This window comes from Pseudomonadota bacterium (assembly GCA_026388315.1).
Lineage (GTDB): Bacteria > Desulfobacterota > Syntrophorhabdia > Syntrophorhabdales > Syntrophorhabdaceae > MWEV01.
In genome coordinates, this window is sequence record JAPLKA010000093.1 from 1 (window position 1) to 12,246 (window position 12,246).

Annotated in this window: 14 protein-coding genes; 6 read left to right on the forward strand and 8 right to left on the reverse strand. The window is 45.3% G+C overall.

From position 1 onward, the window contains the following. On the reverse strand, window positions 1–648 hold a 648-nt coding region (locus tag NTX75_13520), incomplete at its 3' end, for an alcohol dehydrogenase catalytic domain-containing protein (GenBank protein MCX5817234.1). Window positions 649–816: 168 nt separating this feature from the next. Between NTX75_13520 and NTX75_13525 the strand changes: the two genes are divergently transcribed. From NTX75_13525 to der, 5 genes are all read left to right on the forward strand, one after another. Next, window positions 817–948: a hypothetical protein gene (locus tag NTX75_13525; GenBank protein ID MCX5817235.1), complete on the forward strand. Its 132-nt coding sequence runs from the start codon at window positions 817–819 to the stop codon at window positions 946–948. After that, a complete protein-coding gene (locus tag NTX75_13530; GenBank protein ID MCX5817236.1) occupies window positions 941–2,095 on the forward strand; it encodes a radical SAM protein in 1,155 nt (384 codons plus the stop codon). The genes NTX75_13525 and NTX75_13530 overlap by 8 nt, the downstream gene beginning before the upstream one ends. A gap of 51 nt (window positions 2,096–2,146) precedes the next feature. After that, entirely contained in the window at window positions 2,147–2,707 is a 561-nt protein-coding gene (locus NTX75_13535; protein ID MCX5817237.1) for a CoA pyrophosphatase, read from the forward strand. After that, window positions 2,694–3,854 (forward strand): MFS transporter, encoded by a 1,161-nt coding sequence (locus NTX75_13540; protein ID MCX5817238.1) that lies wholly within the window; start codon window positions 2,694–2,696, stop codon window positions 3,852–3,854. Before NTX75_13535 ends, NTX75_13540 begins: the two co-directional genes overlap by 14 nt. A gap of 65 nt (window positions 3,855–3,919) precedes the next feature. After that, on the forward strand, window positions 3,920–5,386 hold the full coding sequence (gene der / locus NTX75_13545; protein MCX5817239.1) for a ribosome biogenesis GTPase Der: 1,467 nt from the start codon (window positions 3,920–3,922) through the stop codon (window positions 5,384–5,386). A 59-nt stretch (window positions 5,387–5,445) separates the two neighbouring features. Here der and NTX75_13550 read toward each other — a convergent pair whose 3' ends face one another. The 7 genes from NTX75_13550 to NTX75_13580 form a co-directional block, all read right to left on the reverse strand. Further along, on the reverse strand, window positions 5,446–5,682 hold the full coding sequence (locus NTX75_13550; protein ID MCX5817240.1) for a hypothetical protein: 237 nt from the start codon (window positions 5,680–5,682) through the stop codon (window positions 5,446–5,448). A 193-nt stretch (window positions 5,683–5,875) separates the two neighbouring features. Next, window positions 5,876–6,139 (reverse strand): hypothetical protein, encoded by a 264-nt coding sequence (locus tag NTX75_13555; GenBank protein ID MCX5817241.1) that lies wholly within the window; start codon window positions 6,137–6,139, stop codon window positions 5,876–5,878. A gap of 101 nt (window positions 6,140–6,240) precedes the next feature. Beyond that, window positions 6,241–6,492: a YheU family protein gene (locus tag NTX75_13560; GenBank protein ID MCX5817242.1), complete on the reverse strand. Its 252-nt coding sequence runs from the start codon at window positions 6,490–6,492 to the stop codon at window positions 6,241–6,243. Window positions 6,493–6,752: 260 nt separating this feature from the next. Then, complete coding sequence (locus tag NTX75_13565) at window positions 6,753–7,343, reverse strand: hypothetical protein (protein ID MCX5817243.1); 591 nt, start codon at window positions 7,341–7,343, stop codon at window positions 6,753–6,755. Between the two features lie 146 nt (window positions 7,344–7,489). Then, the gene (locus tag NTX75_13570; GenBank protein MCX5817244.1) at window positions 7,490–7,816 is read right to left on the reverse strand and encodes an HU family DNA-binding protein; all 327 of its coding nucleotides are present in this window, start codon (window positions 7,814–7,816) and stop codon (window positions 7,490–7,492) included. 814 nt (window positions 7,817–8,630) lie between these two features. Then, a complete protein-coding gene (locus NTX75_13575; GenBank protein MCX5817245.1) occupies window positions 8,631–9,464 on the reverse strand; it encodes a nucleotidyl transferase AbiEii/AbiGii toxin family protein in 834 nt (277 codons plus the stop codon). Further along, window positions 9,461–10,267: a hypothetical protein gene (locus tag NTX75_13580; protein MCX5817246.1), complete on the reverse strand. Its 807-nt coding sequence runs from the start codon at window positions 10,265–10,267 to the stop codon at window positions 9,461–9,463. Before NTX75_13580 ends, NTX75_13575 begins: the two co-directional genes overlap by 4 nt. A 773-nt stretch (window positions 10,268–11,040) precedes the next feature. On the opposite strand from NTX75_13580, the gene NTX75_13585 reads away from it, so the two are divergent. Continuing rightward, window positions 11,041–12,231 carry an IS110 family transposase gene (locus NTX75_13585; GenBank protein ID MCX5817247.1) on the forward strand — a complete coding sequence of 397 codons (1,191 nt, stop codon included), beginning with the start codon at window positions 11,041–11,043 and terminating at the stop codon, window positions 12,229–12,231. The last annotated feature ends 15 nt before the right edge of the window (window positions 12,232–12,246 follow it).

Below are 12,246 nucleotides of genomic sequence, written 5' to 3' on the forward strand. Positions count from 1 at the left end.
AGCGCCCAGTTCGCGCGCAAAGGCCCTTTCTCCCTCGCTCCGCGCGAAGACAAAAATCTTTGAGTGTGGATATTTATGTTGTGTCATCTGTATTACGAGATGGGCCGAGGCGCCAAAGCCGATCAAACCGAGATTGTCCCCGTCTTCCAAGCCCGTAAGCCTGAGAGAACGGTACCCGATTGCACCTGCACACAAAAGCGGTGCCGCCTCCATATCAGTAAAGGCATCAGGTATCTTGAAAGCAAAGCCTTCCCGGACAGTAGCATACTCGGCATAACCGCCATGGGTATCCCTGCCGGTTGCCTCAAATTGTTCGCAGAGGTTGTCGTCACCTCTGAGACAGAATCCGCATCTCCCGCATGCAGAATGTATCCAGCCAATGCCAACCCTGTCCCCGATCTTCAGTTTGCCTACACTTTTACCTGTCTCTACAATGTTCCCGACAATCTGATGACCGAGGACAATGGGAAATTGTGGCGGGGGAGTCCTGCCCTCAATCTCGTCCAGTTCGGTATGGCATACGCCACAGGCAGAAACCTTGACAAGAACCTCCTCGTCTTCCGGTACAGGGACAGGAAGATCGACAAGAGACAGAGGGTTCTTTTCCTCCGGAAGCCTGCTGATTCTATTCAATGCCATTGCCTTCATTTTTCCCTCCCGTGATTTTTGTCAGAAAAAATATACCACAAACAGAAAGCTTCTCAAATATCTCAATATCTTAATCTATTTATCTTTTATGTTCAAATTGACTTATGCATCTTAATTTGAATACAGAGGGGTAATGTGCTATGATAAGCGAACAAAAAGGAGGTAACCATGCCATCTAACACAAAAAAAACGGAACTGATAAGGAAAAGGAAAAGAACGGCTTCAGGAAAAAAGAGAAAAAAAGTCATGTCTAAGACGTCAACCCCCGTATTCCCGATACACGTCGAAAAGAATGAGTAATACCCTGCGGTACGAAATCGGTCCCATAAGACCGCCGAACGAAGCATACAGCCTGCTTGTGCGCTTCACAAGAAACTGTTCATGGAATCAATGCGCTTTTTGTCATGTATACAAGGGAAGAAGATTCGAAAAAAGGACACTGGATGAGGTCAGGAGAGATATTGATACAATAAAGACCATATACGACGATATTATGGACTTATCCCGGAAACAGGGGTTTGCTGGTAAAATCACCGAACCTCTTGCCGAATCTATTTTCTCAAGTAATGCCTATAACGAATGTTATAAAAGTATCGCCGTGTGGCTCTACTTCGGCGGGAAAAACGTTTTCATCCAGGATGCCAACTCCTTAGCCATGAACCCCGAAGATTTTATCGCTGCACTTACCTATTTGAAAGAAATGTTTCCTTCCATTGACAGGGTAACATCCTATGCCCGCTCACGGACCATCGCAAAGAGGCTTACCGCTGACAACTTAAAAAGGATGAAGGATGCCGGTCTCACGAGACTCCACATAGGATTGGAATCGGGGAGCAACTTTCTCCTCAAATACATGAACAAAGGTGTCACAAAAGAAGAACATATTGAGTGCGGGGAAAAGGTGAAGGCGTCGGGGATAGAGCTTTCAGAATACATAGTGCTCGGTATGGGCGGCAGGAAATGGTGGAAGGAACATGTCCAGGATACATCCGATGCCCTGAATATTATCAATCCTGATTTTATCCGCTTCAGGACGTTGAAAGTGACCAAGGATATGCCTCTTTATGAAAAGGTAGAAAGCGGTGATTTTATCCTTTCCACAGAAGAGGAAATACTTCTGGAAGAAAGGTTCCTTATTGAACACCTCAACGGCATAACAAGTTACATAAAAAGTGACCATATTCTTAACCTCCTTGAAGAGGTTGAAGGGAAGCTTCCCGAAGAAAAAGAGAAATTACTGGGGGTTATTGACGAATTCCTCTCGCTTACCGATGAACAAAGACTCGTATTCAGGTTCGGGAGAAGGGCAGGTATCTACAGGCAGCTCAATGATCTCAATGACGAACTCACCTATTTCAAGATAAAAAAACAGATCCGGGAAATGGAACAGAAAGAGCCCGGAAGCGTAGAAAAAACCCTCTTGCTACTCCTCGAAAATTACATCTAAGACGCTACCTTTTGCATTTGATTTCTCAACGGTTGTATAGTTTAATAGAACATGATTTCGCTTATACGGGAGAAGGTAAAACAGTATAACCCAAAAACCATGGAAAGCCCCGGAGCCCTTTGTGCGGGTGTCGTGATACCTATATATGAAAAAGAGCAGGAATCCTTCATTGTCCTCACCAAACGGTCAAATGAGGTAAGAATGCACAAAGGCGAGGTCTCTTTCCCGGGAGGTATGTGCGAAGACGATGATGGCAGTGTCATGAATACCGCGCTTCGTGAATGCTGTGAAGAGATTGGTGTGAGAAAAAATGATGTTGAGATTATTGGAAGATTAGATGATATGCATACACTGACGGGGTTTGTCATAACGCCTTACGTGGGTATAATCCCTTACCCTTACAGATTCAAAACCAACCCCGTAGAAGTTGCCTACCTCATTAACCTGCCCGTAGAATATCTTATGGGTGTTAACCCGGTTATGGAAGAGGCGGAGCACATGGGCAATATACAGGTAGTGCCGTCTTTTTATTACAATGGCGACAGGGTATGGGGTGCCACATGTCGCCTGCTTCTGCAGTTCAGAAAAATTGTAAATAATGAAACAATTTAATTTCAAGGTACTTTTAATCCTCTCTTTGGGGCATCTGGTCGTCGATATATACCAGGGCGCGCTTCCTGCCACCCTGCCATTTTTAAAGGAAAAGCTCTCACTTTCCTATACCATGACCGGTGTTATTCTGATGATGGCCAACTTTACCTCATCGGTGCTCCAGCCCCTCTTTGGCTTTTATTCCGACAGGAAAACAAAGGCAGTGCTTCTACCCATCGGTTTGCTTGCTGCAGGCATAGGGTTTTCCCTTTTGTCCATTCCAACAAATTATTTTATTGTTCTTTTTCTTGTGGTGATAAGCGGGCTCGGCGTTGCCTCCTATCATCCGGAAGGTTATAAAACTGCTCACTTTTTTACCGGCGAAAAGAGCGTCACCGGCATGTCTATTTTCTCTGTGGGCGGAAATTTTGGTTTTTCTCTGGGGCCCCTCTTTGCAATATATATCATCCAGTATCTCGGATTTTCTTCGCTCCCTCTTATTGTTGTGCCATCGCTCCTGTGCACAGCCGTTATCATTTATTACAGAAAAACAATCGCTATTCCGAGACTTGCCCACGCCGAGCAGCAAAAGACTGCATCCAAAGCCCCGGTAGGCGCCTATATCTCGCTTTTTCTTGTTATTGCCATTGTTGTCATGCGGTCCTGGACACAGATGGGATTGCTCACTTACATACCCTTTTACTACATCAACCACCTGAAAGGCGATCCGCTATTTGCAGGGAATCTTATATTCGTCTATCTCGTATGCGGCGCTGCCGGCACACTTATCGGCGCACCCTTTGCGGACAGGTGGGGGCATAAATTATTTCTGCGTCTGTCCATGTTCCTTGCCACAATAACCCTTCCCCTTATCTTTGTGCCCTTTATCCAAAAGACCTATCTCATATTTATCGTCCTTGGTATTCAGGGGATGCTCCTTATATCAACATTTTCCGTAACGATAGTTATGGCACAGAAGCTTCTTCCGAATAAACTCGGTGTTGCCTCCGGTCTCATGGTGGGTTTTGCCATAGGCACCGGTGGAATCGGTGTAACCCTTCTCGGTTTGGTGGCCGACAATTTTGGCGTACCCGTAGCCCTTGAGTCTATAATGATACTTCCGCTTATAGGATTCATTCTGAGTCTGGTAGTAAGGTATAAAGGATAAAAACAGCGTGGAGCATAATTCTTAATTGCATTTAACGCTATCTGGTATGCGCTGAGGAGCGGTATATGAAGCCTATTATTAGCATAGTTGGTCGTCCGAATGTAGGTAAGTCCACTTTATTCAACAGGATTGTAGGATACAGCAAGGCTATCACCGAGGATACCCCTGGTGTTACAAGGGACAGGAACTACGGTGAATTTGAGTATGACGGGAGAGAATTTGTCCTTGTTGATACCGGCGGATTCGAGCCTGCAACTGAAGACAATATGTTTCAATTAGTTGAGCGCCAGATTCACGTGTCCATGGACGAATCGTCTGCCATCCTCTTCGTGCTTGATGGAAAAGACGGTTTATTGCCCCAGGATACTGAGATTGCGAATGTTTTAAGAAAGCACAGCAAACCTGTATTTTATGTGATCAACAAGGTAGATTCGCAAAAGAGAGAAAACGATCTTACCGAATTTTACAAACTCGGCACAGGAAAGCTTTATCCGGTGAGCGCTGCCCACGGGCTCGGTATTGGCGAGCTGCTGGATGATGTTTGCAGGGCATTGCCGGTCAGGGGTCAGGGGTCAAAAGATAGGGGTCAAGGGGTCAAGGGGTCAAGGGGTCAAGGGTCAGGGGACCAAGGGTTCGAGGGTTCGAGGGTTCGAGGGTTCGAGGGTTCGAGAGGTCAAGAAAACACTTCAAAAGAGGACGACCAGAGCGAAAACGGTGCTGATCAGTCCGAAATCCGAAATCCGAAATCCGAAATTTTAATTGCCATTGCTGGCAGGCCCAATACCGGTAAATCTTCCATTGCAAACAGGGTTCTCGGTTCAGAAAGGATGATCGTCAGCGAAATCCCGGGCACAACCAGGGACTCCGTGGACACAAAAATTACATTTATGGGCAAAGACGTCATTCTCATCGATACTGCCGGACTGCGCAGAAAAAGCAGGATTTCCATGAAGGTTGAGGAATATTCTGTTTCAAGCGCAATAAGAACCATCGAGAGGGCGCATGTCGTAAACCTTGTCATAGACGCTGCAGAAGGGGTAAGCCATCAGGATGCCAGTATCGCACATATGGTTCTTTCAAGGGGGAAAGGTCTCTGCATCGTTATTAACAAGTGGGACCTCGTAAATGAAAAGGCAAGGCAAAACGAATACGAGCAGATGGTTATGAACAGGATCCCCCACTGCTCCTTTGCACCGCTTGTCTTTGCCTCTGCAAAAACAGGGAAGAATATTGAGAGAATAATTGAAACAGACATAAGGATATACGGCCAGTTGCAGAAGATAATACCTACACCCACCCTGAATAAAGTCTTTGAAGGGTTTTTGAAAAAGACTGCCATTCCCCGGGTACAGGGAAATCAGATAAAAATCTTTTACGTGAACCAGGTAACCACATCTCCCCCCACGTTTCTCCTCTTCTCCAACCGTCCCGAACTCATACCCGAGCATTACAAACGGTACCTTGAAAACTCCCTGAGGGAAAAGTATGCTTTTACGGGTGCACCGATAAGGCTGTTTTTCAGGAAGAAATAAGCCAAACGTTTCTTATTGTCCGAATCTCAGAAGAAAATTTCAAAAGTGAAGCTCCCCGCCTACAAGGCGGGGAGCTTCACTGCACCGGCTATAAACCCAATCGACACCGAATCGAACCCACCCAATTGATAGGCCTTCTCCATCAGGTCAAATGTTAAAGCTGAGATAAGCACGCCTGACCCGAAGGCCATGACAGACCCTACCACCCTTTTGGATACCTTCATATAGAGGCCAATCAAGACCCCAATGAAGAGCGCCGCCCCACCTATGAGCCCATAGATACCTGCAGTTATCATTGGCTGTGTCCAGTTAAAAAATAGTTCATGCCCTCGCTACCATATTATCTATTCCGTACAATCTTGATTATTCATAGAACTATACACCATTGCAGGAAATTTTACATCTGAGGATTTCAGGAAGACAGCCGTATTTTGCAGGAGCAGAAAACAAGCCGTTATACAATTGCACATTCCTGGAATAACGCGCTGTTTACTTCTTGGCCTTTTTCTTCGGAGCCGACTTTAGTGAACGCTTCTGCTTTTTGCCGCTGAATGCCCAATACCCCAGGATAATGAGGTTTATGGGAGTAACAATGGAAAGAATACCCCATAAAATCGGGTTTCTTCCGTTCTTTGAGGCGATCCTGCCAAAACATATGGCGATGTACAGGATCAGTACGATGATAACGATATAGTGGAACGGCTGCATTGAGAATCCGTCAAATGATTTCATAAATGAACGTAGTGTGGTCATAAATTCAATACCTCCTCATCAACTTTTCTGAATATGCTATATGTTTTTGCCAGTTATCAATATAGACACCGGCAAGATTCGGGATAAGTATCCTTTCCTGATCACTCGGTTGATGCCTCAATCTTTTTTAAAATAGGGTTATCAGCCAGGAATATATTAATAGTCTCAGTCACGTCATCAAAAATGAGAACTGCCAATCCGTTTTCAAGTTTATGTCGTACCTGTCTGAATTTTGCTTTTTGAGAAGCCTCTATCTCACCATAATCAGTGCCGTCTCTTGAAATAAATTCTTCAATAACACCTTGTATGGCTTCAGGACTGAGTTTGTTGACTGGAATTATATGGATAGACATTTATCGTATTATCTCTTTTGCCGGTAACCCATTAAATATTATGCCTGAAACAGGAGTTCCGCAATAATCACAACCTCAAACCGGGCAAATATTGTCATATGTACACCTCAAGAGCACTGCCAGATAGAAATATCGGCTTATTGGCAGTGAGTGGGTGAGATAAAATGTCAAAAAACGTTCCGCCATCAAAGACAGAACGCTTTTTGACGATGAATCATCAAGGAAACCGAGGAACCGCCTCGAATTCCTTTTGACCGGATTTATTTCTTTTTCGGTGTTTCAGCCTTTGCAGGAGTGGCAGGGAGTTCTTTAACGGCGGCATCCCACTTATCGATAATAGCCTTTAGTTCACCGGCTTTTGCCTTGGCACCGATCGGATCGGAAGCGATCATGTCTTTGGTTGCTTTCATGCCTTCCTCAAAGGCCTTGGCGTCAGTGGCCCAGGCATCCTTCTTGTCTTTTAGGCTCTTTTCTACCTTTTTAACAGCGGCTCCAAGGTTTTTCCAGCCATCTTCAAGGCTCGCTACGGCTGTGTTTACCTCATCGGTCATAGCCTTCTTGCCTGCTTCGACGGCCCCTGTAGCTTTCTCGAAGGCGGACTTGGCATCGATATAACCCTGCTTCGCTTCCTTATATTTTTTTTCGTTCATCAGAGATTCTGCTTTGTCCCAGAGGCTCTTGGCAGCTCCAAAATCGGCGGCGGCATACTTGTCGGCTCCAGCAGACACGGCTGCATCAGCGGCTGCCTTGGCGGCAGATTTCTCAGCATCTGGTGGTGTTGCACAACCAACAAACACAAGGGCCAATGAGAAAACTATCAATAATAATACTGCATGCTTGAAATGTTTCATAATATTACTCCTCCATTATTTTATTGAGCGTTATCGACAAAAAATTACAACACAAATTATTTGTATTACAACAAGTTTTTCAAGGTCTTCTTTCTTTAACCGGATAAGAAAAAGAAAGCGGACCCGAAGGCCCGCCTGGTCTTCATTTATTTCTTCTTCGGTTTGGCCGGTGCCTTCTTTGCAGGTTTTGCTATTGCCTTTCCGCTGACTACTGCCTTTAAAGCCGCACCTGCGGAGAACTTAGGCACTTTCTTTGCGGCAATCTTAATCTCCTTGCCGGTCTGAGGGTTTCTGCCCTTTCTTGCCTTTCTCTCTGCAACTGAGAATGTCCCAAATCCTACGATTGTTGTTTTCTCACCCTTCTTGAGCGCCCCTTCGATACAGCCGATGATTGTCTGGAATGCTTCGTCTGCAACTTTTTTTGTGACTTTAACCTTTTCTGCTACCTTTGCTACAATTTCTGCCTTAGTCATCTTCAACTACCTCCTTGGATATGTTTGAATATATCTATGATTATCAGGCAAATAGACCTTACCTGTTGTGTGAACCCTTGCAGTAATAACTATCTATGAAATATATAAGCATAACTCTCAACAATGTCAAGGGATATTTGTGTTTAATTGTTAGATATCTTTATTTTTCAGCTATTCAGGAGAGGGGCTGATTCTAAAGGCTTACAGTTGCTGTGTTTATGATATTGTGGTAGAGAACGGCAAATATCTTATTTCCAGATCAAGGGCCGGTATCAAACAACATAGTCTTCAACGGTAACACATTTCGGTAACTCCCTATTTGCCACCAGTTCATTCCGGTCATTATAAAACAATTATGATTATCTTTTCATCTTCTTCGATAAATTCCATTGAATAGTATGTGCTTTTGTATGTGGCCATGTTATTTACCGGCAAGATTCTTTGTGAGAGCTTCTTTCAAGATAACATACAAACTCATAAAACACCGATTATCTCTGCCAGTCTTATGGACGTCACATCTTTTATCAATGGTTTTACAATCCTCTTTTTTCATTAAACACATGCCAGGAATAAAAGGTTACCCTTTCTTTGTAAAAGGGTTTTCCAATTTGAAATCTTGTAGCCTTAGCAGAAATGCGTTTTTGCTGAATGCACCTTATCATTTCATAGGTAAAAACAGCACTTCAAGGCGATATTATTGGGTTTTCAACTCAAAAACCATATTCAAAGGGTTAGTTTTTATAACTCAACACTCAAAACTCAGAACTCAACACTGCTTTTAAAGGGCTTGGTCCGACCCCAATTACGCCCCCTCTCATTTCATATCCTCTACCAACCCGTGAAAGGTCTTCACCCATTCATTCCATAGGCGATCAAAATCCGGCGTGTTTTTCAGCATTGGCCCCAATCGGTCGAGCCATGCCTTTTCGTTCCACTCTCGCAGCGTGTCCGAAGTCAGACCCCTAATATCAGGCTGCATGCCCCGAATATGGCACTTCTCATCGAAAAGAGGTTTCAGTTCTTTCCATGAAAAATACTCTCCTGATTTGCACAGAATATACCAGAGATCATACAAATCTCTCGGACGTGGCCACTTCTTCTGCTGCTGCAGTAGTGATCTCATCTTTTCCGCAAGGATTTCTCTTTTGGAATAAGTCGTAATACTGAATGCCGAAAGGTCGGAATAGCCCGGTTTGACGGAATGGACAACCGCTTTATCAAGAACAGGTTCATCAAAGGTCAGATGCACCTTGACCTGTGGTAATCCCTGCCGTCGCGCCCCACCCCGATTGTACTCTACGGGAATCTCAATCTGAAAATCGCCCGACACCGTCAGAGGCTCACGCATGGACAAACGAATGCCCGATTCCCGCAAAACCCACGCGGCAACCGTGTCGAGCAGACGGAGCGATGTCTCAAGGTTTTTTCCGTCGGGCCTGCAGCTGAAGTCAATGTCCTCAGAGAACCGGTAACCCTTATAATAACAGTGTCTCAAACATGTCCCGCCCTTGAAGACCCAGCCGTGCTCTTTTGCTCCTGAATGTGCCAATCCCGACAGAAGCCAGAGTATGACATAGTCTTTTTCAACCTGATCAAAACGGAGCTCTTCCTGTTCCGCCACGCGATGCAGTTCCGTCGTCGTAATCATGATTGTATCTCCGTGTTTACCAGAAGACCCCACCGCCTGTTGTATTTCCCGCGCTTCGGCATGGTCGGGTCAAGCGGTGAAAAACCTGGAGCACGCGGTATCGCTGTGCGAAGTGCTTCTATGTCTCCCAGCCCCAGCGTTTCCATCATAAACCCGAGCCGCTTTGCAACAGCAGAATTACCGATTTTTGCGGCGTACATCCTCAGATTCTTCTCATCCAGCATCTTCCATGAGGTCGTCAATGCCTTTGCGATTTCATTCACCCCGCCTACGTACTGCGGAAGATCCAATCCGTCGATGATCGTCTTCTCCAGATCCGTGACACTGAAGGGAATCTCGTCTATCCAGTCCTTCATAACGCCAAAAATCTTGTCCGGTTTCAGCGACACGATCCTGTAGGTCACTCCCAGCACATCTTTCGGCTGGCGGCGTACGGGATGGTCAGTAGCCACGAAGACTGTACGGGGAAGCTGTTCTGTCATGCCGTGATGGTTGAGCGCCGACCAGTACGCAATCACCGCCGGAGATACGAGTTCCATGGCGACCACAAACTCATGCAACTGCGGCGAACGATCCTCGCCTGAAGAGAGCGGAACAACCGCGAACCGCCCTCGTCGGATGCGTCGTATCCAGCCCTTACTTTGAAGCCGTTCAAGAAATTGAGGAGTCGGATCATCCTTTGTATGCCCCAATATCTGGCGCGCAAAGGCAAGGCTGAAGGTGGGGTGAACCCCTGCCTTGGCAAGAAATCCGGCCTCCATCTTCCCCAACTGGCCCCTTGTTATATTTTGTTCATCATTCATAGTCCCTACAGCCTATCTATGTCACATATAATATAACATTTTGCCATCAAGTCAAGATATTTTCGATTTTAACAGTATCTTAAGGGCTGTTTCTCTCCTGCCCTGCTGGTGGTATGGCCCCCATCCCTTCCGTACGGTTTAATCCCGACAGCGGAGGGACAATTGCCGTCCGAATCTCGGGAGAATTCTTTAAGAGCGAAAGCCCGTTAAACAGCGTCGGTATTGACTTTTCGGCGATTTATATCATTGCTCCAACTGTTGGAGCAACTTAACCTGACAGGTCTTTGGGCCTCAAAAAAGAGGCAGGCTGAAGGATGAAGGGCACAGACCTTTGTTACAAATTGCCCCCAAGAACAGCACTTTAAGCCCAAAAAGTGGATTAAGGGTTGATGGATTAAGGAGTAAGGGTTAGAAGATAATCCATCAATCCTTAATCCATAATCCAATGTTCTCAAGGATTTGGTCCGACCCCAATCTATCCTATCCGATATGGAAGGAAATTGAGGCTAACGAGGAAGGAAGACGTCGACTATTTGCTACACCTCCTACTCATCATTTATGTTAGGTAATAAAAATGGTTAGATTTAACAAGAAGAAAGGGGCAGGAGAACGAGACTTGCACCTGGGTCGAGCGAACCCTTTTTGTAGTGTGTTCCCTGCCTCCCATGAACCCTGCTTGGTTGGTTGGGTCATAAGAACCCTTGTAAACATGGAGGATTGGTCGGGAGGCATATCCCCTGCCTTGTCTTCAATCATATCATGGAGGTGTATTTATGTATAGTCTCTTTGTGGGGATTGATGTATCAAAGGATTCTTTTTCGGTAAGCGGTATTGACGGAAAGGAGAATGTGGTATTTTCTCTTGTAGCTGCCATGGATAGAAACGGTTTTTCGGAATGCATGAAGACAATCTCTTCTCATAGTGAGGATCTCTCTCATGTTGTGGTTGCTATGGAATCCACCGGTTCATACCATATGAACCTCTTGTCTTTTCTGACTTCACAGGAAATCCGCACGATTGTTGTAAACCCCCTGCTGATAAAGAACTTCAGTAAGTTGTCTCTGAGGAAGACAAAGACGGATAAAAAGGATGCCCATACTATTGCACGGTTCCTTTTGGCACAGAGAGATTCCCTTGATCGTTTCTTTGCCCACCAGTATAAGGATCTGAAGGATATTGCCAGGGAGAGGGAGTTTATCCTAAAGCTCATCGGCTCAGAAAAGAACGACATCAGGAGGATGCTCAAAAGCACCTTCCCCGAACTGGAGAGGATCTGTAATGTATTCGGTGATGTGATGCTCCTGTTTCTCAGGGAATACCCTTCTGCACGGCTCATAAAGGATGCTGACCCTGAATGCGTTATGAAGGCGTTCCAGCACACAGACAAAAGGCTTCGGATCTATAAATCAAAAGATGAAATTCTAAAGGCGGCACATAATTCCATTGCGTCTCCTCATCCGGCGATAGAACAACTGTTACCGGGGAAGATAGACACCCTTCTTTACCTCAATAAAAGACTCGATGAGGTCACGGATATGCTGGTACAGTGGTGTGAATCGGCGATGAAGGATGATCTTAAAATCCTTACATCGATGAACGGTATCAATATCAAGACCGCAGCACCCTTCCTGGCAGAGATGGGAGACTACAGAAATTATAAAACCTATAAGAACTTCATTGCCTTTTCCGGGCTTGATCCCTCTATTCACGAGTCGGGAACGTTTAAGGGGATGAGCAGACTCTCGAAGAGAGGGAACAGACATCTGCGGAGAATTATCTATCTCATGACTTTCTGTGCTATACGGATAAAAGGTCCATTGAAGACCTACTTTACTAAAAGAAGGGATGAGGGATTGCCGTTTAAAAAGGCATTATTTGCAACAGCGCATAAACTGATAAGGACCATATTTGCTATGCTGACGAAAAGAACACATTATGTGAGCGGGGAGATGATAACTGGTTGACTACAAACAAACAGC

Bases quoted from the DNA above. Each gene is read 5' to 3' on its own strand.
- NTX75_13525 (MCX5817235.1), top strand. From the start codon at position 817: ATGCCATCTAACACAAAAAAAACGGAACTGATAAGGAAAAGGAAAAGA.
- NTX75_13530 (MCX5817236.1), top strand. From the start codon at position 941: ATGAGTAATACCCTGCGGTACGAAATCGGTCCCATAAGACCGCCGAAC.
- NTX75_13535 (MCX5817237.1), top strand. From the start codon at position 2,147: ATGATTTCGCTTATACGGGAGAAGGTAAAACAGTATAACCCAAAAACC.
- NTX75_13540 (MCX5817238.1), top strand. From the start codon at position 2,694: ATGAAACAATTTAATTTCAAGGTACTTTTAATCCTCTCTTTGGGGCAT.
- der (MCX5817239.1), top strand. From the start codon at position 3,920: ATGAAGCCTATTATTAGCATAGTTGGTCGTCCGAATGTAGGTAAGTCC.
- NTX75_13550 (MCX5817240.1), bottom strand. From the start codon at position 5,682: ATGATAACTGCAGGTATCTATGGGCTCATAGGTGGGGCGGCGCTCTTC.
- NTX75_13555 (MCX5817241.1), bottom strand. From the start codon at position 6,139: ATGACCACACTACGTTCATTTATGAAATCATTTGACGGATTCTCAATG.
- NTX75_13560 (MCX5817242.1), bottom strand. From the start codon at position 6,492: ATGTCTATCCATATAATTCCAGTCAACAAACTCAGTCCTGAAGCCATA.
- NTX75_13565 (MCX5817243.1), bottom strand. From the start codon at position 7,343: ATGAAACATTTCAAGCATGCAGTATTATTATTGATAGTTTTCTCATTG.
- NTX75_13570 (MCX5817244.1), bottom strand. From the start codon at position 7,816: ATGACTAAGGCAGAAATTGTAGCAAAGGTAGCAGAAAAGGTTAAAGTC.
- NTX75_13575 (MCX5817245.1), bottom strand. From the start codon at position 9,464: ATGATTACGACGACGGAACTGCATCGCGTGGCGGAACAGGAAGAGCTC.
- NTX75_13580 (MCX5817246.1), bottom strand. From the start codon at position 10,267: ATGAATGATGAACAAAATATAACAAGGGGCCAGTTGGGGAAGATGGAG.
- NTX75_13585 (MCX5817247.1), top strand. From the start codon at position 11,041: ATGTATAGTCTCTTTGTGGGGATTGATGTATCAAAGGATTCTTTTTCG.